This window comes from Marinobacter profundi (genome assembly GCF_002744715.1).
GTDB lineage: Bacteria > Pseudomonadota > Gammaproteobacteria > Pseudomonadales > Oleiphilaceae > Marinobacter > Marinobacter profundi.
In genome coordinates, this window is the sequence record NZ_KZ319368.1 from 15,056 (window position 1) to 40,072 (window position 25,017).

The following is a 25,017-nucleotide window of genomic DNA, read 5'->3' on the forward strand; positions in this document are numbered from 1 at the left end:
GATCGTCAAGAGGGGATTGCCTTGCCAGCCTGCCGGACAGCAGGACTCAAGGCAGGAACTGGGCCCGCAAATCGGCGCAGCCGGGGCCGGCGATCGGCATATCAAGCAGGACCGCCTGCCCGGTCATGAATGGAATGCCCTTGCGGTGACCGTCCACCAGCAAGGTACTCAGGGCGCCCACCAGGGGCATGTGAGAAATGATCATCAGTGATTCGCCGGAATATTCCAGCAACCGGTTAAGGCACTCACCGGGATCATCATCCGGCGTGATAAACATTTTCTCCTGAATCGGACAGTTCAGGATCTCGGATACAATTCCAGCCGTCTGGCGGGCGCGAACCAGCGGACTGCACCAGATCAGTTCGGGACGCCAGGGCGATGAGGCAATCTGGCTCGCGACCGCAGCCACCCCGAGTCGCCCCGCTTCAGTAAGCTCGCGCTCCTGGTCCAGAGTGTGCCAGCCAGCTTCTCCGTGGCGCATGATCAGCAGGTTCATCGCTGGCCGCCCTGCCTTACTGGCTCAGGGTGCGCGGCAGAATGAACTCCACGTCGGAGTTCTGCACCGACATCATCAGGCCATTGATCACCGCACTGATCGACGCGTTGCCGTAAAGAATTTCGTAGAGGCCGCGCACCAGGGGCATATAGATACCCATGGACTCCGACTTTTCCTTGACCAGCTTCAGGGTGTAGATGCCTTCTGCTACCTGGCCAAGCTCGGCAGCGGCGTCATCCAGTTTCTTGCCCTTGCCGACGGCATAGCCCACGCGAAAGTTGCGGCTTTTCGATGACGTACAGGTGACGATCAGGTCGCCGACACCGGCAAGGCCCATGAAGGTCATGGGGTTGGCACCCAGGCTCACCGCAAACCGGCTCATTTCGGCAAGGCCACGGGTGATCAGCATGGACTTGGCGTTTTCACCCAGGTCCAGGGCCGCGGCGAGCCCCGCCACAATGGCATAGATATTCTTCAGGGCGCCCGCCAGCTCGACACCGTAAACATCGACATTGGCGTAGACCCGGAAATACTCACACCCCAACAGGTCCTGCACTGCCCGTCGCACATCCGGATCCTTGGCGGCAATCACCGTCGCCGTCAGGTCCCGGTTAACGATCTCACCCGCCAGGTTGGGGCCGCTCAGCACGCCGATACGGGTACGGGGAATCTCCTCCTGGAGAATCTCGCTCATCAGCTTGAAGCCTTGCTCTTCAATGCCCTTGGTCAGGCTGATAACCATCTGGTCAGGGTGGAACTCGCCGGCGTGCTCGCGGATTACCGAGCGGAACGCCTTACTCGGAATGGCCACGAATACAATTTCAGCTTGCTTGACTGCACTCGCAAAATCGGTGGTCGGACAGATATCACCGCTGAGCTGGATGCCGGGCATGTAGCGGCTGTTGGTGCCTTCTTCCTGCACCTCCCTCACTTGCTCCGGATCCCGCATCCAGAAGTGGACCGTGTGGCCGTTCTCGGCCAGCACCTTGGTCATTGCGGTACCAAAACTGCCACCGCCGAGGACTGCAACATGACGGCCCGTTTTGGTAATGGTCGGGCTGTGTGTCCCTTTTTTATCAGGCATGGTTATTCCGTTCGGGTGTCGGGTGAAGCTTGTTATCCGGTCAGGCTGTGAGAATTATAACTCACAAGGACAGGTCAGCCTGACGGCTCTTCGCATTCGAGTGCGCGGACCAGATTCTTGAACTCCTCGCGATTGCGCCGGTTGAGCCCCATCAGGACACGGTGCGCATCCAGCACCTTGTCTCGTACTTGCTGCTCACTGGCGCGCAATACCGGGATCTCTTCGAGCTCTTCAATTCGGGAGGCAGGCTCGCGGACAATGATAAAGATCTTGTCGAAGCCCATGGAGGTGATAATTCGTGTGATGTCCGGATTGGTGGAAATCAGGGTCGGGAGAAAATGACTCTGTTTCTGCGCCGCCATCGCAATCTTTGCCAGCAGCCCAAGGGTGGTGCTGTCGATGATATCGGTCTCGGTGAGATCGATCACAACCGTTTTGAACTCGGGGTCCTGGGTTATGGACTCAACAAGATTGTCCAGCGTTGAACACAGGTTCAGCCGGATTTCGCCAATAAACTTCAGGACGTAAATGCCCTGTTTTTCCGCCTGCAGGATCTTATAGCCAGCCATGATTACACTGCCACTATTTTGACACGGTGCCTTCTGCCAAATCCCCTGACCCGGATTGAATCACCGGCGCCATGTCGGTCACCGATACAAGGGCGATATCGTCAGGTAGCTCCGGAATTCCCGAAAGATCCAGAGCCTCGTTCAAGGATGCGATAGTGTGACGACCTCCCGATACGAGTTCAAGTAATCTCTTTTCCTTTTCATCAAGATTCTGAGCCTTGATCACTTCCAGAATTCCATCGGAAAACAGAATCAGGTGGAAAGGTTTATCCAATGGAACCTCGTAAACCTCCCACTTTGGCTCATCAAACAGTCCAACCGGCAGGCCGCTGCCCTCGAGAAAATGGGCTTCGCCGCCTTCAAATGCCAGGATCGGCATCGGAAAATGGGCCCCCACGGCATATCGCAGCATACGGGTCGACTCCGAGATGATGCCGACAAATACCGTGACATGTTTACCGAGCCCGGTATCGAGCAATTCCGAGTTAATCCGCTCCAGGAATCGCTCCGGATAAAGAATATCCTCACTGGATCCTCGTCTGAGGTTTCGTTGCAGGCGATTGGTGAGATTCTTCAGCAGTACCGTAACAAAGGCCGAACTGGCGCCGTGGCCGGACACGTCCGCAATATACACCAGGGTCTGGTCGTCAGAGATCCGGAAATAGTCCAGAAAGTCGCCACTGAGATACAGCGACGGCTTGATCAGGTGGTCAACGTGCAGCCCGCCAATGACCTGCTCGTGATCGGGCAACATACGCAACTGGACCTTTCGCCCCGCACGCTGGTCGGCACGCAGTTCAGCGATACCTTCCCGCAGGTCCCGGTTAGCCTCCTCAAGCTCCTGGCGATACAACTGATTGAGGCGGTTGACCCGTACCCGGTCGAACAGTTTGCCAAGCACATCATCCAGGGCGCCACGGTCTTCGGAACAGGGTTTCAGAACCACGTCGGAGGCGCCGGCGCGCAACGCTGCCACGACATCCGCGGCCCGGCTCGCGCCCGAGTAGGCGACAATCGGAATGAAGGCGTCGACCTGTTCCAGGCGCTCGCTCAGGTCGGCGATAGCAGCTGCCGGGAGATCGGCAAAAATGACGTCAGGCGCCTTGTCATTAAACAGGGCAAACGCCGAGCTGAGGTCAGGACAACCGCTGACGTAAAACCCCCTGGATTCGAGGTAGCGATCCAGTTCAGCACGGGCCTTTTCATCCGAATCGATAATCAGAATGCGCTCGGTGCGCGATGCCATTGCTGTCGCCCTAAACTACCATTGGTAAACGATAAATGACTTTTTGAAGCCTCATGTCGCCTATTCTGGCACGCCCCTGTGATATAACAAGGCAATAATCACCATTTCGGGAGATTTAACCAATGCGAAGCGCCGTCAATGATCTGCTGGGAGCCTATGACAAGCTGATCATGGACCCGGTTCACGGGGGCATCCCCCTCTACCGCCACGAAATCCAGGTCATTGACCATCCGCTGTTCCAGCGCCTGCGCAACATCTGCCAGAACGATATCCTCAGCCTGGTTTTCCCCGGCGCAACCCATTCGCGGTTTCTCCACAGTATTGGCGTAATGCACGTCGGGGGGCGGATGTTCCGCGCGATGATTGACGCCTACCTGCGGGAGCGCAAGCTGAGCGACCAGGCAGACCTCAGCCTCAGCCAGCTGGATGCCATCGACTATCTTGCCAAGACCATCCGGCTGGGTTGCCTGCTCCATGACAGCGGCCATTCCAGTTTCTCACACCAGTTCACCCAGGCCACCAGGATCCGCGAACTGATGTCGCGGCCCGGACGGTTTGAGGACCTCTGGGAAGGGGTGGACTATTCGACCTACTACAGTGACGTCCCCCCGGAGCTGGAGCACGAGCACTACTCCGTCCGGGTTGCCCACCAGGTACTGAGCGATATCGACCTGGAAGCGGCCGGCCTCGATGGTCGCGACATCATCGGAATCATGGAGACCACCCGGGTCAGCCCGAGCGAGACCTTCTGCCGCCACGCCCGTACCTTCTGGGAATTCATTGCCGGTGAGGATGCGGAGTCCGGCGCCCTCACCCAGCGGGACACCCCGCGACTGGTGATGGGCCTGCTATCTTCCATTGTCTCCGGGGAGATTGATGCTGATCGCGCCGACTACATGCTAAGGGACGGTTTCCACTCTTCCGTGACCATCGGCGGCTTTAACCTCGACCACCTGCTCAGCAACCTGCGTTTTGGCTGGGATACCGCCGAACCCTGGATGGGGCTGGCGATCACCCAGAAAGGTCTGGGTGCTCTGGAGGACTTCGTCTACAGCCGCCACCAGATGTATCGCAAGGTCTATGCCCACAAAACCGCCCTCGGCTTTGACTGGGTCTTGCGGGAGGCGATCAATGAGGTTCTGGAAGAGCCCGAGATCTTTGCCTGGGTGGACACCTGCCTCAGCAACATGCGTTATTTCGCTGAACTCACGGACAGTTTCTTCTGGGAGGCCTTCCGCCGTATCGGCCGCCGGCACCCGGAAAGCTACGCCCGCTGCATTGTCGACCGCATCAAGCTGGACCACCTGGATACCCGGGAAGACCTGTCCGCAGCCGCCATCAAAGAACACAGCAGCTACCTGGCCGATGAGCTGGGGCTCAATCCGGATCACGTGGTGACCTGCTCGATGCGGGCACGGTTTTCCAATATTCGTGACAACTTCAACGGCATCAAGGTCCTTGTCCGGGATCCGCTGAGCCGTGCCCGCTCGTTACGGCAGATCACCGACGTCAGTGCTTTCTTCAGCAAATTTGGCGACGGCACCATCACCCATTTCTATCTGCAACCGAAACTGGTCCGCGAGTCCGACATCACCGAGTGACCAGGCCGGCTTCGCGCCAGTCCCGAATCAGGCTTTCGGCGCTGTCGAACGCGCCTTCAACCCGCCCTCCCTGCAGCCAGTCGCCCACAATGCCAACAGCCAGCCGGTGATCGGTGAGGTGGCCGGGGCCGGCGGCGGTGACCGAGCGGGCGTATAGCCAGCGGTGGCTGACCAGCTCATCCGGCTCGGCGGAAACACTACAAACCCGCGTAAAGGCGGTCAGCAATTGCCGGGTAACATCCTCACCGGACAGGTCCCGGTTCTGATGGGACCACTCCGGTGTGCCGTGCAGAACCCACCATTCACCGTCACCATCGCGGCCCGGTTTGCTGGAATTGTTCGCTGCCCAGCCCAGCACCGGATCCCGGGATTGCACGCCCTGGTAGCCGAGACCCAGGCTACCCGGATAATGCGCGACGACCGTCCAGCATGCCTGCATGCCGGCAAGGTGGGGTTCGATCGCGGCGGCGAGCCCGCTCAGCTCACTATCATGTAACAGATCGTAGGCCTGGGCCGGAGGTGCGGTAACGATCACCCCGTCGAAGGGACCGAACATCTCACCGGCAGTATCCGTCAAGGTCCAGCTGCCAGCGGAATCCCGGTCCATGCGGGCGATCCGTACCCCGGCGTGCAATGTCAGACCTTCAGCAAGCGCCCGGCTGATGGCGGTCATCCGCGGCACGCCGACATACCTCAGCGCACTGTGAAAGGGTTCCGTAGCACCGGTTGCGGTTTCATAGACCAAACGACCCTGCCAGGGGGCAAAGACATCCTCACCGGCATGCTGGTGCAAAAACTCACGAAACCGCGGATTGCGAATGGTGAAGTACTGCGCACCAATGTCCGCGGACCCACCGGTCACCCGCTTTGCTGCGAGGCGCCCGCCGGGGCCGCGACTTTTTTCGAACACCGTGACTTCCGTACCGGCTTCCTGCAATCTCCGCGCTGCTGTCAATCCGGCCAGGCCTGAACCAACAATCGCTACCTGACGTATTACAGGCTGTTGGGTATTTACAGTTTTCATCATTAATAGTGCATCCAGAACAGACAAAGGGAACGTAAATCTGCCATGACCTGCCGGTATGACCGACAACCCGGCGAACAGTCTTAACTTCAAAACAGGGCAATCAGGGTATGACCCGCGTGCAACACTTGTTAATCAATATTCTCAGATGGTTCGATTCGGACGTCAGTTCAGATCACATCGACACCCGCTCCCGGGCCTTCAACGCCATCCGGGTACTGCCGTTTATCGGGCTGCATCTGGCGTGCTTCCTGGTGCTGCTGACAGGGTACAGTCCCTTTGCGGTCGGGTTTGCCGTCGCGTTTTTTCTGGTGCGGATGTTCGCCATCACCGGTTTCTACCACCGCTACTTCGCCCACAAGTCGTTCAAAACCAGCCGCCCGGCACAGTTTGTCTTTGCCATTCTGGGTGCCAGTGCGGCCCAGCGCGGGCCCCTGTGGTGGGCTGCCCACCATCGCCATCATCACCAGCATTCCGACACTCCGGAGGACCTGCACTCCCCTCACCAGGGCGGTTTCTGGTGGTCTCACGTGGGCTGGTTTACCTGTGATGCGGGCTTTGCCATGGATGAACGCCGGGTCAGAGACTGGCTGAAATATCCGGAACTCCGGTTTATCAACCGGTTTGACTCCCTGGTGCCGGCAGCTGCCGCCGTTGCCATCTACCTCACCGGCGAAGCACTCGCCGCCTGGGCCCCGGGACTGGGCACCAACGGCCTGCAATTGCTGGTGTGGGGATTCATCATCTCGACGGTCGCACTGTTTCACGCCACCGTCTCCATCAACTCCCTGTCCCATGTCTGGGGCAAGCGACGGTTCGACACACCCGATGACAGCCGCAACAATTTCTGGCTCGCGCTGATCACCCTTGGCGAAGGCTGGCACAACAACCACCACCGCTGGCCACTGTCGGTTCGCCAGGGCTTTCGCTGGTACGAAATTGACCTGACCTTCTACGGCCTGTGGCTGCTATCCAGGCTGGGCATCATCTGGGATCTTAATCCGATTCCCGCCCACATACGTGAAGAAACGCAGGCTCGGGACGAGCTGCGGAGGAGGCACTGATGATTACGGCTACTGCGATCGAGGCTGGCGGCAAGCAGGCCGCCGCTCCCGACGCGCTGTCCCGGTTTCGCGACCTGTTCAACCAGATGGCATCCGGGAACATCGGCAATCTGAGCGAGGTCTACAGTAACGACGTCATCTTCACCGATCCGTTCCGCACCGTGCGGGGTCTTGAGGCACTCGACCATTACCTGCGGGCGAGCTACAACAATGTTATTGAATGCCGGTTCGAGTTCGCTGACAGTGTTGTCACCGACAACTCTGCCTGCCTGACCTGGCGGATGATGCTTCGTCACAAGCGGATCCGCGGGGGCGCGCAGATCCACGTCGATGGTGCCAGCCACCTCTGCTTCCGGAACGGTAAGGTGTACTACCACAGGGACTATTTTGACATCGGCCAGCTGCTATATGAAAACCTGCCGCTGTTGGGCCGGGCGGTGCGCTGGCTCAGGAAGCATGCCGGATGAAAGGACTGCTCGACCAACCCGTCACCACATGGCTGACCGGCGCAACTTCAGGCATCGGCCATGACCTGGCCCGGGAGCTTGCAGCCGCGGGCCACCGCGTGATCGTTACAGGGCGCCGGCAGCAGGCCCTGGAGGAGCTGGTGGCGTGCTCCCCCCAACACATTATCAGCGCAGCGGCAGACACCACGAACCCGCAGGATCTGGCCAGCATCGGCGAACTGCTCGATAACCATGGTCCGGTGCAGCTGGCCATCCTCAACGCCGGCACCTGCGAATACCTGGAGGTAGCAGAGTTTCGCAGCTCGGTCATTGAAGCCAACATCACCACCAACGTGATCGGCACCGCACGCTGCGTCGAAACGGTGCTGCCGGCCCTGCGAAAAGCCCGCAATCAGGGCCTTCCGGCGGCCCTGGTCATTGTCAGTTCCTCGGCCTGGTGGTTCCCCTTTGGTCGTGCCGAAGGCTATGGCGCCTCCAAGGCCGCACTGACCTATTTTGCCCACGCCCTGCGGGCGGACCTGGCGGCGGAAGGCATTGACGTTGTGGTGGTATCACCGGGTTTCGTGAAGACACCTCTCACCGACCGCAACGACTTCCCTATGCCATTCCTGGTGTCCTCCTCGGATGCCGCCAGGCGTATTGTCCGTGGCCTGGCCCGGGGCCACAACGAGATTCACTTTCCGAAGCGGTTCACCTGGACGCTGAAACTGCTTGCCGCCCTTCCTCAGGGGCTGCAGGACCGGTTGGCCGCCAGCATGGCCCGCAAGAGCAACACCCGACAGGAAACCCTTGATGAGCAATGATCGCCAACGTATTGCGATTATCGGCGCCGGCGTGTCCGGCCTGACCGCTGCCTGGCTACTGGCAGGCAAACACGACGTCGAATTGTTTGAAGCCGGCAACTATGCCGGCGGACATACCAACACCCGCATGGTGGAGGCCGGCGGACGGCAGTGGCCGGTGAACACCGGGTTCATCGTTTTCAACGACTGGACCTACCCCAACTTCATCAAGCTGATGGAGCGGCTCGACGTTCCCTATGAAGCAAGCGACATGAGTTTCAGTGTCGATTGCAGCAGTTCCGGCCTGCAATACAACGGCACCAGCCTCAACACGCTGTTTGCCCAGCGTCGCAACCTGGTCAACCTGCCCTTTCTGCGGATGATAAGGGAGATCCTGCGGTTTAACCGCGAAACCCGCGAACAGCTGGCCAATGGTGACATCAACGACAGCGAAACCCTGGGCGACTACCTCAACCGCAACCGTTATTCCCGCTTCTTCCGCAACTATTACATCGTGCCCATGGGAGCCGCGATCTGGTCTGCGCCCGAGATCGTGCTTGAACAATTCCCGGTCCGTTTTTTCCTCCAGTTTTTCAACAACCACGGCATGCTGTCCGTGGACGACCGGCCTACCTGGCGGGTGATTTCAGGCGGCTCCGCCCGTTACGTTGAGCGGATGATGGATCGCCTCGGCGCCCACACCCACCTCAACAGCCCGGTGCAGACGGTGAAGCGGGAACAGGACCGGGTGCTGGTCACTGTGAAGGGCGAGCAGCGGGAATTCGACCAGGTAGTGTTCGCCTGTCACAGTGACCAGGCCCTGGCCATGCTTGCCGATCCGTCGCCGCAAGAGCTGGAAATCCTTGGAGCCATCGGCTACCAGCGCAACGACGTGGTGCTGCACACCGACAGCTCGCTGCTGCCCTCAAACCGCCGAGCCTGGGCTGCGTGGAACTATTTTATCCCCCGCCACAGCACCGAACCGGTGTCGGTCACCTACAACATGAACATTTTGCAGAACTTCCACGATGCCCCGGAAACCTTCTGCGTAACCCTCAATCGCAGCCAGGACATTGACGAGGAGCGGATCATCGAGCGCTATGACTACGCCCACCCGGTGTTCACCCTCGACGCGGTGGCGGCCCAGGCCCGCTATGACGAAATCGGCAACCGCAACCGGAGTCACTATTGCGGTGCGTACTGGTTCAACGGATTCCATGAAGACGGCGTGCGCAGCGGCCTGCGGGTTGCCCGGGCATTCGGAGTTGAATTGTGACGGCACCGGTGACACCGGCAGGAGCGCTCGCCTCCCAATGGCTGACCGGGACCGTGCGGCATCGCCGGCTGAGCCCGGTTAACCACCAGTTCACCTACCGGACCGGCATGCTCGCCCTCAACCTGGACGAATGGTCCGAGGCAACCCGGCTTTCCCGCTGGTTTTCCCTCGAACGGTTCAACTGGATGTCACTGTACCGCCGGGATTATTACCAACCCGACGGGGGCGACCTCAAGGCCGCCATCTGCCGGCGTGTGGAGCAGGCCACCGGATGGCAGCCCGATGGCGCCGTGGAGCTGATAACCCATCCGCGTTATCTCGGCTATGTCTTCAACCCGGTAAGCTTCTATTTCTGTTACCGCAAGGGACAGGATCCCCTTGCCGGTGCCGTGCCACGGGTGATTGTCGCCCAGATCACCAATACCCCCTGGCACGAACGGCATGTGTACTGCCTGGACTGTGACAGCGTCGAACAACCGTCACCGGTAGCCGGCGACGACGGCTGGCAAACCCGTCGCTTTGCGTTCGCCAAACGCTTCCATGTTTCGCCGTTCAACCCGATGGATCAGCAGTACCAGTGGCTGTTCAGTTTCCGCGGGCCGGACCTACGCATTCACATGAATGTCAGCGATGAAAAAAACAAGGTTTTTGATGCCACCCTGGTAGTCCGGAGAACCCCTCTTGATCGTAAAGCACTGCATAAAAGCCTGCGGGAGTTTCCCTTGGAGGCGTTCAAGGTGGTGCTGGGGATCTACTGGCACGCTCTGCGTCTCAGGCTCAAGGGTGCCGTTTTTCACACCCACCCGGACAAGCTTGCCGTGGATGATCCGGCCTTCCGCCTGGGTGCCGGCGACGAAGGCCGGGATGTGACCCTTAACGATGTTGAGCACCGGTCGACCGGTCAACCAGAACAAAAGGTAACCTCATGGAGAACCTGAACACTTCAGCCGATCACCCCCTGGACCAGCAAACCGCTGCGTCCGGATCCCTCGCCAACCGTATCGCCCGTCAGCTGGTTTGCCAGCAACTGGCCCGTCTGGCCGACGGCATTCTGCGGGTCCGCGAGGCCGGCTACCCGGACCAGACCTTTGGCGACGGCGACGTAACCCATGCGCCGGCGGAGCTGGTCATTCATTCCGGCAGCACCTGGCGTGACCTGCTGACCGGCGGCAGTATCGGCGCCGCCGAGGCCTTCGTTGCCGGTGACTGGAGTAGCCCGGACCTGGTCGCGCTGCTGCGCTTCTTCACCCGCAATATTGACCGGATGAACGCCTTCGAGGACCGCTTCGCCTGGCTGACCAAGCCCGCCCTCAAGGGGCTGCACTGGCTGAACAGGAATACGCCCGAAGGCTCGAGGAAAAACATCCATGCCCATTACGATCTTGGTAACGAGCTGTTTGCCACTTTCCTTGACCCGACCATGATGTACTCGTCCGCGGTCTATCCGACTGAAAGCAGCTCCCTGGAAGAAGCCGCTGTTCACAAGCTCGACACCATCTGTCGCAAGCTTGACCTGAAACCTGGCGACCGGGTGATTGAAATCGGCACCGGCTGGGGCGGTTTTGCCATCCATGCAGCTCACAACTACGGCTGCCACGTAACCACCACCACCATCTCGAAAGAACAGCTCGAACTGGCCCGCCAGCGGGTCCGGGAGGCGGGACTTGAAGACCGTATCACCCTGCTGTTTGATGACTACCGGGATCTCTCCGGGCAGTTTGACAAACTGGTGTCCATCGAGATGATCGAGGCGGTTGGGCCACAGTTCCTGGACAGCTATCTCAGCCAGATCAATCAGCTGCTCAAGCCTGACGGGCTGGCGCTGATTCAGGCCATCAATATGCCGGAACAGCGTTACCGGCGTGCGCTGAAGAACGTCGATTTTATCCAGCGTTACATTTTCCCCGGGAGCTTCATCCCATCGTTCGGCGCGATCCTCGAATCGGTTCGCAGCCATTCCAATCTGGTACTGACCCACGCCGAGGATTTTGGCTTCCATTACGCACGCACCCTGCATGACTGGGGTGATCGCTTCATGGCCAACCACGACCGGATCGAGGCGCTGGGGTACGACGAAAGCTTCCGGCGGCTGTGGCAGTTCTACTTTGCCTACTGCGAGGCGGGATTCAGCGAGCGGGCCATCGGGGTATCGCAGGTCCTGCTGGCAAAACCCGGCAACAAACGAGCGAACATCATCAGCGTATGATCCAGTCTGGCGGCATTCGGAACCTGATCAACTTCCTGCTGTTTCAGGGGGCGTGGCTGCTTTGCGTGCTGTTCCCCGGCGTGGCGGCGGCTGCGGTTGCACTGGTCCTGGTTCTGGTACACCTCATGCTGGTCAGCCAGGCTCCGGCCAGCGAGTTCCGCTTCATTGTCGCTGGTACGGTGCTGGGCTCCCTGGTCGACGGCATCTGGTTCCGCACTGGCATAATGACCGATGCTGTCGGCAGCCTGTGGACCCCGGTATGGCTGGTCGGAATCTGGGCAATGTTCATGACTACCCTGGCCCATTCGCTGTCCTGGATGCAGCGGCACTGGTTGCTGCCCTTACTGCTGGCACCCATCGCAGGGCCCTTCGCCTACTGGTCTGCCAGTCAACTGGGGGCCGTCCACTTCCCCGATCTGTCTCTCGCCCTCATTGCCCTGGCCGTGGGCTGGCTGACGGTATTTCCACTATTGCTGTTTATCCGGCAGCGCTTCTATCCGGAGCTTGCATCATGATCGTGCCCCCATACAACGCTTCAGGCGCTGTCTTGGCAACGCTGTTGATTTCGGCGACGCTGGCACTGACCGGCCCGGCTCACGCCACCCCCGGTGATGTGTTCCGCTTCACCGGGGAGGCCCGCGAGGACGGCCGTGAGCTGTACCGGGAACTGCATGAAGTTACCGGCGAATGCCTGACCGGACAGTGGCAACCGCGCTTTCACCAGGTGACGTATGTCCGCCCTGACAGCGATGAGCCATTTGCCAGCAAAGAGCTGGACTACACACCGGGACTGCTCACCCCGGCAGTAACGTTCCACCAGCCGGATTTCGCCGAAAAGCTCCTGGTCCGCCCCGGTAGCGGAGGAGAAAATTCGACGGCTGGAAGCACCCCCGATGAAGTTACCATTGACTGGCAGCCAGCCCGGGGCGCAACGCAGCAATTTCGCGTGGCTCTTGAAGACTCGGTGGTGATTGATGCCGGCTTTGACCACCTGGTCCGCCAGAACTGGGCAGCCATCACCCGCGACCAGCCGGTCCGGTTCCGCTTTCTGGGGCCCACCCGGGGTGAACATTACGGCTTTGCGCTCAAACCGGCCCAGCCGGATATTCCCCGGGCGGAGCATGTGGTCAGTATTGAGCCGACCGGCCTGGTGACCCGCTTGCTGGTCTCCCCGATCCTGCTGGGTTACGACGGCAGCGGGTTTCTGACCGACTACGTCGGCCTCACCAACGTTCGCAAGAATGCAGACACCAACTACACCGCCCACATCCGCTACACCCATAACGGCCTGCCGGATTGCCCGTTGGTACCGTAAGGCCGGGTCAACGGGCTACCACGGATTTCTGTGATAAACTCCGGCAATTCCTGATTCACCACGGCCGGAGTAACCGCACCGATGATGTTTGTTTCCTTTAACGTCAACAGCATACGTACCCGTATGCACCAGCTTGAAGCGGTCATCAGCGCTCTCGATCCCGACTTCATTGGCCTGCAGGAAACCAAGGTAACCGATGAAGAGTTTCCCGCCGAAGCCATCGAGGCCCTGGGTTACCACGTCCACTTCCACGGCCAGAAAACCCACTATGGCGTTGCCCTGCTTTCCCGCCAGCAGCCTGACTACGTTCAGAAGGGCTTCCCGTGGGACGGCGAGGACTCCCAGCGCCGTCTGATCCGTGGCGACTTCACCGTGAACGGTGAGCAACTGACAGTGATCAATGGCTATTTCCCCCAGGGCGAAAGTCGCGATCATCCGGTGAAATTCCCGGCGAAGCGCCAGTTCTATGCCGATCTGATGAAATACCTGGATGAGCTGAGCGCAGATGGCCGCAAGATGGTGCTGATGGGCGATATGAACATCTCCCCGACCGACCTGGATATCGGAATCGGCGCCGACAATGCCAAGCGCTGGTTGCGCACCGGCAAGTGCAGTTTCCTGCCAGAGGAACGGGAATGGCTGGGTGACGTAGAAAAACGCGGCTTCACCGACACCTTCCGGCACCTGCACCCGCAAGAGAGCAGTACCTTCAGCTGGTTTGATTACCGGAGCAAGGGGTTTGAACGGGAGCCCAAGCGGGGCCTGCGAATTGACCTTATCATGGCCAGCGACAACCTGCTGGACAAGGCCACCAGTGCCGGGGTCTGCTACGACATTCGTGCCATGGAACGGCCGTCGGACCACTGTCCGGTCTGGGCCAGTTTCTCGCTCTGACCTGCCAGGAACCGGCCCATCATGAAGAAGGTCAAAACCCGCGACCGTATCCTTGATACCAGCCTGGCCCTGTTCAACAGCATTGGCGAACCCAATGTCACCACCCTGCTGATCTCCGACGAACTGGAGATCAGCCCGGGCAACCTGTACTACCACTTCAAGAGCAAGGGCGACATCGTAGAGGAGCTGTTCAGCCGCTACGAAGCCGAGATGAACGATCTGCTGGCGGTACCCGGAGATGTCGAGATCAGCCTCGACCAGCAGGCGTTTTTTCTTCACCTGCTCTTCGAAACGGTTGCCCGCTACCGATTTCTGTACCAGGACCTGGTCAATGTACTGTCCCGCTACGACCAGCTACAGAGCCGTTTCCGCCGCCTGCTCGGTAAAAAAACCGGCGCCTTCCGCACCATCTGTGAAAGCCTGCGACAACAGCAATTGATGGGAATTGACGATCCCGGGTTAGGGGCACTGTGCGAACAACTGACCCTGACCAGTTGTTACTGGACCAGTTTTGACAGTCTGTCGCACCTGAATGACCGGGACTCGGTCGACCCCGGCCGGGGCGTTTACCAGATGATGCACCTGGTCATGCCCTACCTGCACCCGGCGGTTCAGGATGAGGTGCGGCTGATGAGTCATCAGTACCGCTGAGCTGTAACCCTACTCTTCAGAATCGTCGCCGGCGTCGCTACGAAGCCGGTGCAGCTCCGCCTCCAGGGCCTCGATCCGCCGCTCCAGGGCATCGATCTCCTCACGCCGATGGATTCCCAGCCGACGCAAGGCGCCGGAAACCCGCTGGTCAAACATGTGTTCAAGCCGGTCCCAGGTTCCGGTCGCTTTTTCCCGAACATCTTCAACACGGTGTTCCACCGACTTCAGCTGCTTTTCCACCACGCCCCGGGTCTTGCTCTCCAGCTGCTCGCCTTCGTTGACCAGTCGTTCGAAGAATTTGCCGGCATCTTCCTCGGCCTTGGTGTAAGCGCCCAAACCGGCCAGCCAGATCTGTCGCGCAGAATCCTTGATCTTGCCCGCCAGTTGCGGATCGTTTTCCGGCTTTTTTTCGTTCTCGTCAGACATGCCTAAACCTCTGCAACGGGGACAACATCAAGTCAGCGATTGTATTACAAAGCCTGGCAGATTTCAGCGCGGCTGGAACCCGCGCCCCGCATGGCCGCAGTATAAGATCGAATCCGATATGAAAAAATGTGCTCAAAGGAAATAGCTGCAAACTTGAAGTGTTCAAATTATAGACAATACTTCCCTATACCGGTGTCCCTGCTGATGCCGGTTTGTCTGGAAGTCTTTCATGGATACTACTCGCACGCCTCTGCCCGGCCATCAGCGCCGGGCTTTTTTATTCCCCATCGGGCCATAAGTACACTCCACCACGCCTACCCGTTGCCCATTAATATACTTTTAAATATATTATCTCCCCGTAAATTGTTAAGGAGGCGCCAGTGGATACCACATTCGACTTGCAGCGGATGCAGGATACGGCCGAACGCGCCAGCCAGTTTCTGCGGTCGCTGGCGAATCAGGACCGGCTGCTGCTGCTGTGTCAGCTCACCGAAGGCGAGCGCTGTGTGAGCGACCTGGAGGCACTGACCGGCATTCGCCAGCCTTCACTGTCACAACAGCTGGGGATCCTGCGCCGGGAAGGTCTGATCGAACCCAGGAAGGAAGGCAAGCGGGTGTTTTACCAGCTGGCCGACCCGCGGGTGACCGCCATGCTGCAACAACTTTATGACATATTCTGTACCAACTACGGAGAACATGAATGATTGATATTGCCTGGGATAACTTCACTCCCTGGTCAGCCCTTTTCGGGGGCATGATCATCGGTATTTCTGCTGCGGCATTCATCCTGCTGAATGGTCGGATCGCCGGCATCAGCGGTATTCTCGGGGGTTTGCTGACCCCGCGCAAAACCGACATCCTCTGGCGGGTGGCCTTCCTGGCCGGGATTATCGGTGCGCCAGCCATCTGGCTGCTGGCAGCCGATCTGCCCGCAATCGAGATCAATGCCAGCCTGCCGATGATTATCCTGGCCGGCCTGCTGGTGGGTGTGGGTACCCGGTATGGCTCCGGCTGCACCAGCGGCCATGGCGTCTGCGGCCTGTCACGGCTCTCCCCGCGCTCGCTGGTTGCCACACTTGCCTTCATGGCCACCGGTTTTATCACCGTCTACCTGATTCGCCACGTTGCAGGAGTCTGATCTGATGAAGTACACCCTCGCGTCTTTTGCATCCGGCCTCATCTTCGGTATCGGCCTGCTGGTTTCCGGCATGTCCAACCCGGAGAAAGTACTCGGCTTCCTCGACATCGCCGGTCTCTGGGACCCGTCACTGGCATTCGTGATGGGCGGCGCCATCGTCGTCGGCTTGTTTGCGTTTGCCTTTGCCCGCCGGCGCACCCTGTCGTTCCTCGGCTATCATATGAAGCTTCCTGCCGGTGACCGGGTAGACAAGCGTCTGGTGATTGGCAGCCTGCTGTTCGGTGCCGGCTGGGGCCTCGCCGGCTTCTGCCCGGGACCGGGACTGGTCGCCCTCGGCGCCGGCGAAGCCAAGGCCGCGGTATTCGTGATCTCGATGATTGCCGGCATGGCGGTGTTCGAACTGCTGGAAAAGGCCCGCGCCCGCGCCTGACCGTTCCGCCGGACACTTGAGGTAGCCATTTCGGTATTTGCCGCTCTGACAGACACACGGTGCTGTGTCATCATGAGCGGCAAAGCTATCCGCACAGAAACAGGACGAATTATGGAATTGCGAAAAATTGACGACGAGATTACTGTGGCCCCTCAGATCACGGTGGCTGACGTGAGCCGGATAGCCGAACTCGGCTTCAAGACCCTCGTCGCCAACCGCCCGGACCATGAGGAGCCCGGCCAGCCTGCGATGGAAGACATCGAGCGCGCCGCCCGGGAGCATGGCCTGGACTGGGTTTACCTACCGGTGGCCTCCGGCAATATCCTCGACAGCGACGTCGACGCTTTTGATCCGATGATCCGTGACGCGAAAAAGCCCGTACTGGCTTTCTGCCGCTCCGGAACCCGCTGTTGCGTGCTGTGGGCACTGAGCAGCGCCCGTCGCAAGCCGGCGGACGAACTGATCAGCAAGGCCCGCCACGCCGGTTATGATATCAGCGGGCTTGTGCCCCGCATGGTGCAGCAGGCCGGCAAACCGCAGTAAGTATTACCGACCAGAAGGATCCGTCACACCATGCAATTCAAGGGCGCAGTGAACTTTCGCCACGATCAGCCGGGCAAGATCGGCATTCTGATTACCAATCTCGGCACCCCCGACGCGCCAACCCCTTCAGCACTTCGCCGCTATCTCGGGGAGTTTCTCGCCGATCCACGGGTCGTCGAGGTGCCCCGGCCCATCTGGTGGCTGATCCTGAACGGGATCATCCTGCGCATCCGGCCCCGGCGCTCCGCCGAAGCCTACCGCAAGGTATGGCAGGAAGACGGCTCTCCGCTGCTGATTCACACGGTGAACCAGTGCGAAGCCATCCGCAAGGAACTCCAGGCCCGGCATGGCAAGGATATCGTCGTCGCCTACGCCATGCGCTACGGCAACCCCGGCATTGCCAGTGCACTGGATGACCTGCAAAAGCAGGGAGTACGGAAGTTACTGGTGCTCCCGCTTTACCCCCAGTACTCGGCATCAACTTCGGCCTCCACATTCGATGCCATTGCAGCCGACTTTACCCAAAGACGGTGGTTGCCGGATTTCCGCTTTGTCAGCCATTATCACGACTACCCGCCCTACATCGAGGCCATGGCAAGCCATATCGAAGCCCACTGGCAGGCGCACGGTCGCAATCAGAAACTGGTGTTTTCCTACCACGGAGTGCCGCTGAAGTACCTGAAACGGGGCGACCCCTACCACTGCGAGTGCCACAAGACGTCAAGATTGCTGGCGGAACGGCTCGGACTGGCCGATGGCGCCTGGATAACCACATTCCAGTCACGCTTTGGCCGGGAAGAATGGTTGCAGCCCTACACCGACGCCACCCTGAAAGCCATGCCGGATGAAGGTGTAGAGTCTGTCGATGTGTTCTGCCCCGGGTTCTCCTCCGACTGTCTGGAGACAATCGAGGAGATCAACGAGGAGAATCGGGAGTATTTCATGGCCGCCGGGGGTAAAGCGTTCAGCTACATTACGGCGCTGAACAGCGAACCGGGGCATATCCAGGCCCTGGTCAGCCTGGTCGAAGACAACTTGCAGGGTTGGCAGATGCCGGACAATCAACCCGAAACACTGGCGCTGACGGCAGAGCGGGCACGGGCGCTGGGCAGCGGCGTGTAACAGCTGTAACGCGACTCAGCCGGAAACACTCCGCTCCGGCTGATCGTCCGCAACCCTGTCTTCATTGGTCCGGCCGGTTACCACCTCATCCCCGCCGCTGGCTGCGCATACAGCCCCGGTCAGGTCAGGGGTACTGTCACAAAAGGCACACTCTCCCGTATCCACCGCCGCGCCTCCGGTTTCTACATAGCGCAGACGATGGCGAGCCTTGCCACGATTGGCAGACACCGCAAACTTGCGGTCGGTTCTGGTGGTGGTGTCAATCTGCGTCATCCGATCATCCCCGGGGTTTGGCGTTATCACCCCAAGAGTCTAGACAGCCAGCGGCGGCAAACGAAATAGGCGGTTTCCGTGACGACCGGACGGTCATGGCTCGGTTAGCGGGATTAGATATGACTGAGGGGAGTACCGGAGGATGAGAAAGTGGCGGTGGGCCAGGGATTCGAACCCCGGGACGGCTATTAACCGTCGGCGGTTTTCAAGACCGCTGCATTCAGCCACTCTGCCAGCCCACCGCTTCTCATCTTTCTTGCCGTCATTGCGACAGCGGTGTGCATGATACCGGAATCCCCTGCCCTGTCAACGCCTTGAGCGCTCAGACAAACATTAACTGGTTTTAATGGAATCCATACGGGGGTTTTTTGTCGTAAATGATTGAAAGTTGTACTTTCGGCACTATCATTGGTACCAGTATCCAATACAGCGTTGTGATAAACGGAGATAACGATGGAAGACAGACGTTTTAGCGTCCAGCAGAGTCAGGGCAGTTATGCCGCTCGCGGAGCCGCTGGCGCCGGAATCAGCGCGGAGGCGACCAAAGTCCTGCGCAACACCTATACCCTGCTGGCCATGACACTGTTGTTCAGTGCGGTAATGGCTGGTGTTTCCATGGCCGTAGGCCTTGGCCGCGGCGCAAGCCTGATTTGCAGTCTGGGTGCCCTGGCCCTGGTGTGGCTGGTTCTGCCGCGCACCGCGAACAGTTCAGCCGGGATCGGCGTGGTCTTTGCGTTCACCGGGCTGCTTGGCCTCTCCCTTGGGCCACTGCTTAACCACTACCTGCAACTGGCCAACGGCGGCCAGGTGGTCATGCAGGCCCTGGGTGGCACTGCTGTTGTGTTCCTGGCGCTGTCAGGCTACGTCCTGACCACCAAGAAGGACTTCAGCTTCCTCGGCGGTATGCTGTTCGCCGGCCTGATGGTAGTTATTGTTGCCGCCATTGGCGCCATGGTTGCCGGCATGTTCGGCGTTGCAATCAGCGCGTTCAGCCTGGCACTGAGTGCCGCGATCGTACTGCTGATGTCCGGCTTCATCCTGTTCGATACCAGCCGTATCGTGAACGGTGGTGAGACCAATTACATCATGGCTACTACGGCGCTTTACCTGAACATTTACAACCTGTTCACAGCACTGCTGCACCTGCTCGGCGCCTTCAGCGACGACTGATCGCACACTGGGCTGCAAGGAGAACCCCGGTTGATGCCGGGGTTTTCTGTTTATGGGCCAGACGTTCCATTCAAGGTACAATCTGTCACAGCAGACAGCAGTAATGAGCCCTGTCGCCACCTCTGACCCGACTGCAATCCGGGAAATATCATGCCCAGCGAGCAAACACTGAGTTATACACTCGTCATTACCGGTGCCCCCTACGCGAGCCAGGCGCCTCAAACGGCCCTCGAATTTGCCCGGGCTGCGGTGGCAGCCGGCCATGGTATTGAACGCGTGTTCCTGTATGGCGACGGTGTCTACCTGGCGTCGACACTGAACTGCCCGCCCAGCGACGAACCGAACTGGACCCGGGCCTGGAGTGAATTCCTCGAAACCGGGGGCATTCCCGGGATTGCCTGTATCGCCTCAGCCCTGAGGCGCGGTATTGTCGACGAGTCCGAGCAGCAGCGTTACCAGCTTTCTGCCTGCAATCTCGCTACGCCCTTTGCACTGGCCGGGCTCGGGGAATGGGTGGAAGGCCTCACCCGGTCGTCCCGGGTGATGTATTTCCATGGCGGAGCCTGAAACATGTCGGTATTGATCGTTATTGACCAGGCCCCATACGGCAACTGGTCCGGCCGTGAGACCCTTGATATGGCATTTGCCCTGGCCGCGTTCGACCAACCGGTCTCCCTGTTGTTTCGGGGAGCCGGGGTAAACTGGCTGAGAGCCGGACAGGACGGCGCCACTCTGCAACAGAAAACCGTTGAGCGAAACCTGTCTGCCGCCCCGGTGTTTGGCGTCGAAGCGCTTATGGCGGACGCTGCATCCCTCGGCCGCTACCGGCTCGACCCCGATGGGATGCTGGCAGGGGTAACCGTCGTCGACGCCGCGGCCGAGCTGTACCGGCAGTTCCAGCACGTTGTCAGCCTGTAACTCCAAGCGGAAGCCAACAAGCTATGAGCACACTGCACATTCTCAACAAGTTTCCTGATCACCCCCGCTTCCGCGCGTGCCTGGAGGCGATCGCCGAGGGCGATACGCTGTTGCTCATCGAGAACGGCGTCCTTGCGACCCTCGCAGCTGCCGGTGAACTGCCGGCGACCACCCATACCCTGGCAGCCGACCTGGCCGCGCGCGGTATCCGTCCCGCAGAGGGCGACACCCGCGTGGTCGACTATGCCGGCATGGTCAGGCTGACGACCACCCACTCACACATTATCAGCTGGTAGGTCGCCGTGACTCAGCCGCCCCGAAACAGCGAAGGCTTTCTTGAGAGCGCCGCCGACTGGACGCCCGAAATCGCGGCCCAGATTGCCCAGGAATCCAACCTGAATCTCAACGAAAAGCATTGGGAAATTATAGAGGTACTTAGATCTTTTTACACAAAGCATGAGGTATCACCACCCTCTAACCGGCTGTTCGTCAAGGCCGTGAAAGAGGCGCTTGGTGAAGACAAGGGCAACAGCATTTACCTGATGCAACTGTTCCCCGGAACACCGGCCAAGACCGCCTGCCGGATTGCCGGCCTGCCCCGCCCGACCAATTGCCTGTAACCCTGAACGGAGCCCCGATGGAAGACGCCGATACAAATACCCTGCCTGAAGCAAAACCCGGCGAGCACCCCTTTGCGCCCTACGTAAGAATTCTTGGCAAAGGCAAGAAAGGATCCCGCTCGCTATCCCGGGCGGAGGCCCGCGATGCGATGAGCAGAATACTCCGGGGTGAGGTTGAGGATGTCCAGCTTGGAGCCTTCCTCATGCTGCTGCGGGTAAAAGAGGAAACCGCCGAGGAACTGGCGGGTTTTGTGGAAGCCGTCCGCCAGGATTCCCGGGCTCCGGATGACCTGGTGGTCGATATCGACTGGTCATCCTACGCTGGCAAACGGCGTCACTGCCCCTGGTTCCTGTTTTCGATTGTCCTGCTGGCCGGATACGGTCTCAAGATCTTCATTCACGGTGCCGAGGGCCATACCCCCGAACGCCTGTACCTGAGCGATACCCTGCGGGCATTCGGCCTCTCGCCGGCCTCTGACTGGGACCAGGTACGACACCAACTTGACCACCAGGGCTTCAGCTACCTGCCACTCCAAGGCTTCGCACCACGACTGGCTGACCTGATCGACCTGCGGCCGGTGCTGGGCTTGCGTTCCCCGGTTCATTCGCTGTCCCGCCTGATCAATCCGCTGCACGCCCCAGTAGTGCTGCAAGGCATCTTCCACCCTCCTTACGCGGATCTTCATCAGCAGACCGGGCAGTTGCTGGGGTATCGCAGAATTGCGGTCATCCGCGGCGAAGGCGGAGAAATTGAGCGCAACCCGGACAACGAAATGAAAGTTTTCCGGGCCAGTGCGGTAACCGGTGAGCGCTCCGAAATGGTATGGCCAGCACTGTTTGAACGCCGCCACGTCAAACCGGAAAGCCTTAGCACGGCGCACATGAGGAAAGTCTGGCAAGGTACCGAATCAGACACCTACGGTGAAGCAGCCGCGGTATCCACAGCGGCATTAGCATTGTACGAGGCTAGTATAGCCGGATCCCGGGACGATGCACTCGCCCTGGCCGGACAGCTCTGGAGTGAGCGGGACAGAACCCGGTTTGATTCAGCGGGCGGAGTCTGAGCGACTCTCCCGGCCCTCTGCGGAACCTCCCGGGGAGCGGCGCTGCAAGTCAGCGGCGGTTCCCAGGAAACTGCTCAGGCCGTTTTCAAACAGCTCCGAGCCGAACCGCAGAAACTGGCGTGTCGATTCACCTACCGTGGCTTCCGGCAAGGACCGGAGACTTTCCGTAACACCGCGCTTGACGCCACTGGTTACTTTCGGCTCGATGGTTCGCGCCTCGGCAATCAACTCGGCCACCTTGCGGTCGAGATAGGGCCGCAAGACCCAGCGATAGAATCCCGCCAGCACCAGTAACACCGTCAGTGCGGTCAACACGACCTGAATAATCATCAGTTGCCAGAATGCCATTGTTGTTTCTCCCAGAATGCCCGATACGGCCAGCCCGCTTTCAGAGCGGCCAGTAGGTGAAGAACAGGAACTGGAGCGCCCCCGCCAGCCCCCCCAGCAGACCGCCCACGATCATCAGTTGCAGTTCTTCTTCGCGAAACGCCGGCCGCAACACATCCTGGAACTCCTCCGGCGCCAGCGCCTTCATCTGTCCGGCGAGCACCCCCGCCACCACTGGCGCCCGCTCCCGGTTGAACGCCGGGTCACCAAAGACATCGCGGGACGCACCCACCGCCTTGCGGTTCATTGCCTTCTTGAGGTCGGTGTACCCGGTCATGCCGATGGCGACCTGGGCAGTCAGCTTCATCACCACCGAGTTATCGAGCAGCGGACGGAGGTGCTTCTGGATGATGGCGCGGGTACGGTCGCCATGCTGGCCGTTAACCATGGCGTCCGCCACCTTCTCGACCGTAATCAGCTCCTCGGCGACAAGGCGCGCCCACACCTCACTGATCTCCGGCTGACGCTGCAGAAACAGCCCCTGGAGCTTCCAGAAGGCAATACGAACCGGGCGCAAAGGCCGGAAAATGAGATTGATAGCCAGCCAGTTAGTGAGGAATCCGACCACGAAACCACCGAGTGGCAGCAGCCAGGGCTCCGGGTAACGGATCCACAGGGGCGCGATAACCGCCCCCAGCAGGCCGCCAATGACAGCTCCGCGATTGATCACCGCGCGCAACTCAACGGCGCCGGCTTCGCGGAAAATCCGGTTCATCAGGTCCGGATTGCGGGCAAGCTCCCGACTCAACAAGGCCTTGAGGTCGATCAGTTCATCAAGGTCGTCGCCGAAATCCTCCATCAGGGACTCGATTCGGGAAGGCAGCTGCTCCCGCGCCCACTGGTAGATCCGGTTGCGCAGGAACAACGGCATGTTGTCCCACAGCACCGGCTGGATTTCGTACATCACCTCGTCGATATATTCGTCAAGCCGCGGGTTTACCTGGCCGACCACCTGCTCGACGATACGCTGCGACTCAAGTTTCTGGTAGACGTCATTAAGGTTACCAAAATGCTGCAGCGTGCGATCAATGCAGATGTGGGCCATCTTTTCAGCCTTGCGGGGAATTACCCCCTGCCAACCCACAGGCCCGACGCCGATAAAGTTAACCGGATAAAAAGACATCTGGATGGCCAGCCAGTTGGTAATCCAGCCAACCACGGCCGCCATGAGTGGTACAGACCACAACGCAACGTCAATCAAGAGTTACCCCAGCAAGCAAAGGCGCTCCGGCGCCATGAACATTGAGTCCCGGCCCCGGGCCAAGAAACGTTTTCTGGTTATGGGAACAATGATGAAGTAACTGAAAAATCACGGCATTGGCCGTGCAGCCAGGCAATCAAGGACGGAGTGGCAGGAGAGAAGAGGATATCCGCAGGTACCCCGATTCCCGCAACCGATGCACCAGGGCAACGGTCACGGGAACAGCGTGTGATCGTCAACTTACTGGTAGTAGGCGTTTTCCTTGACCGAATGGTCAGTTACGTCCCGCACCGCGGTAATTTCGGGCACCCTCTCCTTCAGCGTACTCTCAACGCCCTGTTTCAGGGTAAGGCTGACCGCACTGCAGCCCTGACAGCCGCCGCCAAAGCGCAGTACCGCAACCGACTCTTCCACTACCTCGACGAGGGACACATCGCCGCCGTGGGACGCGAGGCCCGGATTGATTTCTGACGCCAGGACATAGTTGATCCGATCAATCAGCGGGGCATCGTCATCAATCTTGGGCACCTTGGCATTGGGCGCCTTGATGGTCAGCTGCCCCCCCATCTGGTCCTTGGAATAGTCCACATAGGCTTCTTCGAGGAACGGCACCGAAGCGTGGTCCAGGTAGAGGGTAAACTTGCCCAGGTCGATCTGCTCGTCCGTCGGCACAATTTCGTTGGGCGGACAATAGGCGAGACAGGTTTCGGCATGCTTGGTGCCCGGCTGGGTCACAAAGATGCGCACGCCCATGCCCTCAACGTCCTGCTTTTCGATAAGTTGCGCAAGGTAATCCCGGGCGGGATCTGTCACAGTTACCAATGCCATATCATCAACCTGTATGGAGAGTTTCCCGCTATTTTAAGCGAGTTCGCCTGAACATTAAAGACCGAGTAAAATAGTCAGTCTTTAGTAAACTGACCGGGTGGAGCAATACAAGCTGCACCGGCCCGTGAATAATTGACCGAAATCATCAGGCCTGGGGACGGCATTGTGCATTTTTGCTATCATCCCGCGCCATTGCGACATTATACGACTTCCGGATAGATC

32 protein-coding genes and 1 tRNA gene are annotated in these 25,017 nt (G+C 59.5%); 22 read left to right on the top strand and 11 right to left on the bottom strand.

All coding sequences use genetic code 11. The annotated features are described in order from the left end of the window. Positions 1–46: 46 nt before the first annotated feature. From sixA to CLH61_RS03070, 4 genes are all read right to left on the bottom strand, one after another. Complete coding sequence (gene sixA / locus CLH61_RS03055; RefSeq protein WP_099613252.1) at positions 47–496, bottom strand: phosphohistidine phosphatase SixA; 450 nt, start codon at positions 494–496, stop codon at positions 47–49. Positions 497–512: 16 nt separating this feature from the next. Then, a complete protein-coding gene (locus tag CLH61_RS03060) occupies positions 513–1,580 on the bottom strand; it encodes an NAD(P)H-dependent glycerol-3-phosphate dehydrogenase (protein ID WP_099613253.1) in 1,068 nt (355 codons plus the stop codon). A 74-nt stretch (positions 1,581–1,654) separates the two neighbouring features. Beyond that, on the bottom strand, positions 1,655–2,149 hold the full coding sequence (locus CLH61_RS03065; RefSeq protein ID WP_099613254.1) for an STAS domain-containing protein: 495 nt from the start codon (positions 2,147–2,149) through the stop codon (positions 1,655–1,657). A 13-nt stretch (positions 2,150–2,162) separates the two neighbouring features. Further along, positions 2,163–3,395: a PP2C family protein-serine/threonine phosphatase gene (locus CLH61_RS03070; protein ID WP_099613255.1), complete on the bottom strand. Its 1,233-nt coding sequence runs from the start codon at positions 3,393–3,395 to the stop codon at positions 2,163–2,165. Positions 3,396–3,517: 122 nt separating this feature from the next. Between CLH61_RS03070 and CLH61_RS03075 the strand changes: the two genes are divergently transcribed. Next, on the top strand, positions 3,518–4,996 hold the full coding sequence (locus CLH61_RS03075) for an HD domain-containing protein (RefSeq protein WP_099613256.1): 1,479 nt from the start codon (positions 3,518–3,520) through the stop codon (positions 4,994–4,996). Here the strand turns inward: CLH61_RS03075 and CLH61_RS03080 are convergent. Then, positions 4,986–6,023 carry an NAD(P)/FAD-dependent oxidoreductase gene (locus CLH61_RS03080; protein WP_322868209.1) on the bottom strand — a complete coding sequence of 346 codons (1,038 nt, stop codon included), beginning with the start codon at positions 6,021–6,023 and terminating at the stop codon, positions 4,986–4,988. The two genes, CLH61_RS03075 and CLH61_RS03080, sit on opposite strands and share 11 nt — an antisense overlap. Positions 6,024–6,130: 107 nt before the next feature. Here CLH61_RS03080 and CLH61_RS03085 point away from each other — a divergent pair, with 107 nt between their 5' ends. From CLH61_RS03085 to CLH61_RS03130, 10 genes are all read left to right on the top strand, one after another. Next, positions 6,131–7,084, top strand: a complete 954-nt coding sequence (locus CLH61_RS03085; protein ID WP_099613257.1) for an acyl-CoA desaturase — start codon at positions 6,131–6,133, stop codon at positions 7,082–7,084. Further along, entirely contained in the window at positions 7,084–7,551 is a 468-nt protein-coding gene (locus tag CLH61_RS03090; RefSeq protein ID WP_099613258.1) for a nuclear transport factor 2 family protein, read from the top strand. Before CLH61_RS03085 ends, CLH61_RS03090 begins: the two co-directional genes overlap by 1 nt. After that, positions 7,548–8,354 (top strand): SDR family NAD(P)-dependent oxidoreductase, encoded by an 807-nt coding sequence (locus tag CLH61_RS03095; protein ID WP_099613259.1) that lies wholly within the window; start codon positions 7,548–7,550, stop codon positions 8,352–8,354. Before CLH61_RS03090 ends, CLH61_RS03095 begins: the two co-directional genes overlap by 4 nt. Next, positions 8,344–9,609: an NAD(P)/FAD-dependent oxidoreductase gene (locus tag CLH61_RS03100; protein WP_099613260.1), complete on the top strand. Its 1,266-nt coding sequence runs from the start codon at positions 8,344–8,346 to the stop codon at positions 9,607–9,609. Before CLH61_RS03095 ends, CLH61_RS03100 begins: the two co-directional genes overlap by 11 nt. After that, the gene (locus CLH61_RS03105) at positions 9,606–10,547 is read left to right on the top strand and encodes a DUF1365 domain-containing protein (RefSeq protein WP_228152512.1); all 942 of its coding nucleotides are present in this window, start codon (positions 9,606–9,608) and stop codon (positions 10,545–10,547) included. Before CLH61_RS03100 ends, CLH61_RS03105 begins: the two co-directional genes overlap by 4 nt. Beyond that, positions 10,535–11,815, top strand: a complete 1,281-nt coding sequence (locus CLH61_RS03110) for an SAM-dependent methyltransferase (protein WP_099613261.1) — start codon at positions 10,535–10,537, stop codon at positions 11,813–11,815. Before CLH61_RS03105 ends, CLH61_RS03110 begins: the two co-directional genes overlap by 13 nt. Beyond that, positions 11,812–12,330: a DUF2878 domain-containing protein gene (locus CLH61_RS03115; protein WP_099613262.1), complete on the top strand. Its 519-nt coding sequence runs from the start codon at positions 11,812–11,814 to the stop codon at positions 12,328–12,330. Before CLH61_RS03110 ends, CLH61_RS03115 begins: the two co-directional genes overlap by 4 nt. Further along, entirely contained in the window at positions 12,327–13,130 is an 804-nt protein-coding gene (locus tag CLH61_RS03120; protein WP_099613263.1) for a hypothetical protein, read from the top strand. Before CLH61_RS03115 ends, CLH61_RS03120 begins: the two co-directional genes overlap by 4 nt. Before the next feature lie 81 nt (positions 13,131–13,211). Beyond that, on the top strand, positions 13,212–14,024 hold the full coding sequence (xthA, locus tag CLH61_RS03125) for an exodeoxyribonuclease III (RefSeq protein WP_099613264.1): 813 nt from the start codon (positions 13,212–13,214) through the stop codon (positions 14,022–14,024). A gap of 21 nt (positions 14,025–14,045) precedes the next feature. Continuing rightward, complete coding sequence (locus CLH61_RS03130; protein ID WP_099613265.1) at positions 14,046–14,675, top strand: TetR/AcrR family transcriptional regulator; 630 nt, start codon at positions 14,046–14,048, stop codon at positions 14,673–14,675. Between the two features lie 9 nt (positions 14,676–14,684). Here CLH61_RS03130 and CLH61_RS03135 read toward each other — a convergent pair whose 3' ends face one another. Beyond that, complete coding sequence (locus CLH61_RS03135) at positions 14,685–15,101, bottom strand: phasin family protein (RefSeq protein WP_099613266.1); 417 nt, start codon at positions 15,099–15,101, stop codon at positions 14,685–14,687. A gap of 380 nt (positions 15,102–15,481) precedes the next feature. Here CLH61_RS03135 and CLH61_RS03140 point away from each other — a divergent pair, with 380 nt between their 5' ends. The 5 genes from CLH61_RS03140 to hemH all read left to right on the top strand — a co-directional run bounded on the left by CLH61_RS03140 (position 15,482) and on the right by hemH (position 18,334). Next, complete coding sequence (locus tag CLH61_RS03140; RefSeq protein WP_170003577.1) at positions 15,482–15,805, top strand: ArsR/SmtB family transcription factor; 324 nt, start codon at positions 15,482–15,484, stop codon at positions 15,803–15,805. Further along, positions 15,802–16,239: a YeeE/YedE family protein gene (locus tag CLH61_RS03145; protein ID WP_099613267.1), complete on the top strand. Its 438-nt coding sequence runs from the start codon at positions 15,802–15,804 to the stop codon at positions 16,237–16,239. The genes CLH61_RS03140 and CLH61_RS03145 overlap by 4 nt, the downstream gene beginning before the upstream one ends. A 4-nt stretch (positions 16,240–16,243) precedes the next feature. Next, positions 16,244–16,669: a DUF6691 family protein gene (locus tag CLH61_RS03150; RefSeq protein ID WP_099613268.1), complete on the top strand. Its 426-nt coding sequence runs from the start codon at positions 16,244–16,246 to the stop codon at positions 16,667–16,669. A gap of 111 nt (positions 16,670–16,780) precedes the next feature. Beyond that, positions 16,781–17,212 carry a protein tyrosine phosphatase family protein gene (locus CLH61_RS03155; RefSeq protein WP_099613269.1) on the top strand — a complete coding sequence of 144 codons (432 nt, stop codon included), beginning with the start codon at positions 16,781–16,783 and terminating at the stop codon, positions 17,210–17,212. 30 nt (positions 17,213–17,242) lie between these two features. Then, complete coding sequence (hemH, locus tag CLH61_RS03160; RefSeq protein WP_099613270.1) at positions 17,243–18,334, top strand: ferrochelatase; 1,092 nt, start codon at positions 17,243–17,245, stop codon at positions 18,332–18,334. 15 nt (positions 18,335–18,349) lie between these two features. Here the strand turns inward: hemH and CLH61_RS03165 are convergent, their stop codons facing one another. Both CLH61_RS03165 and CLH61_RS03170 read right to left on the bottom strand, forming a co-directional pair. Then, positions 18,350–18,607: a hypothetical protein gene (locus CLH61_RS03165; RefSeq protein WP_099613271.1), complete on the bottom strand. Its 258-nt coding sequence runs from the start codon at positions 18,605–18,607 to the stop codon at positions 18,350–18,352. A gap of 151 nt (positions 18,608–18,758) precedes the next feature. Next, positions 18,759–18,849: transfer RNA gene (locus tag CLH61_RS03170), tRNA-Ser, on the bottom strand. Between the two features lie 211 nt (positions 18,850–19,060). Here CLH61_RS03170 and CLH61_RS03175 point away from each other — a divergent pair. The 6 genes from CLH61_RS03175 to CLH61_RS03200 all read left to right on the top strand — a co-directional run bounded on the left by CLH61_RS03175 (position 19,061) and on the right by CLH61_RS03200 (position 22,379). Continuing rightward, positions 19,061–19,777: a Bax inhibitor-1/YccA family protein gene (locus tag CLH61_RS03175; RefSeq protein WP_099613272.1), complete on the top strand. Its 717-nt coding sequence runs from the start codon at positions 19,061–19,063 to the stop codon at positions 19,775–19,777. A gap of 150 nt (positions 19,778–19,927) precedes the next feature. After that, positions 19,928–20,344, top strand: a complete 417-nt coding sequence (gene tusD, locus CLH61_RS03180; RefSeq protein ID WP_099613273.1) for a sulfurtransferase complex subunit TusD — start codon at positions 19,928–19,930, stop codon at positions 20,342–20,344. Between the two features lie 3 nt (positions 20,345–20,347). After that, positions 20,348–20,695: a DsrE family protein gene (locus tag CLH61_RS03185; protein ID WP_099613274.1), complete on the top strand. Its 348-nt coding sequence runs from the start codon at positions 20,348–20,350 to the stop codon at positions 20,693–20,695. Positions 20,696–20,718: 23 nt separating this feature from the next. Continuing rightward, positions 20,719–20,991 (top strand): sulfurtransferase complex subunit TusB, encoded by a 273-nt coding sequence (tusB, locus tag CLH61_RS03190; RefSeq protein ID WP_099613275.1) that lies wholly within the window; start codon positions 20,719–20,721, stop codon positions 20,989–20,991. Positions 20,992–20,997: 6 nt separating this feature from the next. Beyond that, positions 20,998–21,315, top strand: a complete 318-nt coding sequence (locus tag CLH61_RS03195) for a TusE/DsrC/DsvC family sulfur relay protein (protein ID WP_099613276.1) — start codon at positions 20,998–21,000, stop codon at positions 21,313–21,315. Positions 21,316–21,332: 17 nt separating this feature from the next. Continuing rightward, a complete protein-coding gene (locus CLH61_RS03200) occupies positions 21,333–22,379 on the top strand; it encodes a glycosyl transferase family protein (protein ID WP_099613277.1) in 1,047 nt (348 codons plus the stop codon). On the opposite strand, the gene CLH61_RS03205 is transcribed toward CLH61_RS03200, so the two are convergent. The 3 genes from CLH61_RS03205 to nfuA all read right to left on the bottom strand — a co-directional run bounded on the left by CLH61_RS03205 (position 22,362) and on the right by nfuA (position 24,795). Continuing rightward, positions 22,362–22,727: a hypothetical protein gene (locus CLH61_RS03205; RefSeq protein ID WP_099613278.1), complete on the bottom strand. Its 366-nt coding sequence runs from the start codon at positions 22,725–22,727 to the stop codon at positions 22,362–22,364. The two genes, CLH61_RS03200 and CLH61_RS03205, sit on opposite strands and share 18 nt — an antisense overlap. Positions 22,728–22,767: 40 nt before the next feature. Further along, positions 22,768–23,967, bottom strand: coding sequence for a DUF445 domain-containing protein (locus CLH61_RS03210; protein ID WP_211289056.1), 1,200 nt, complete (start codon positions 23,965–23,967; stop codon positions 22,768–22,770). Between the two features lie 240 nt (positions 23,968–24,207). Beyond that, positions 24,208–24,795, bottom strand: a complete 588-nt coding sequence (gene nfuA, locus CLH61_RS03215) for a Fe-S biogenesis protein NfuA (RefSeq protein WP_099613280.1) — start codon at positions 24,793–24,795, stop codon at positions 24,208–24,210. Between the last annotated feature and the right edge of the window lie 222 nt (positions 24,796–25,017).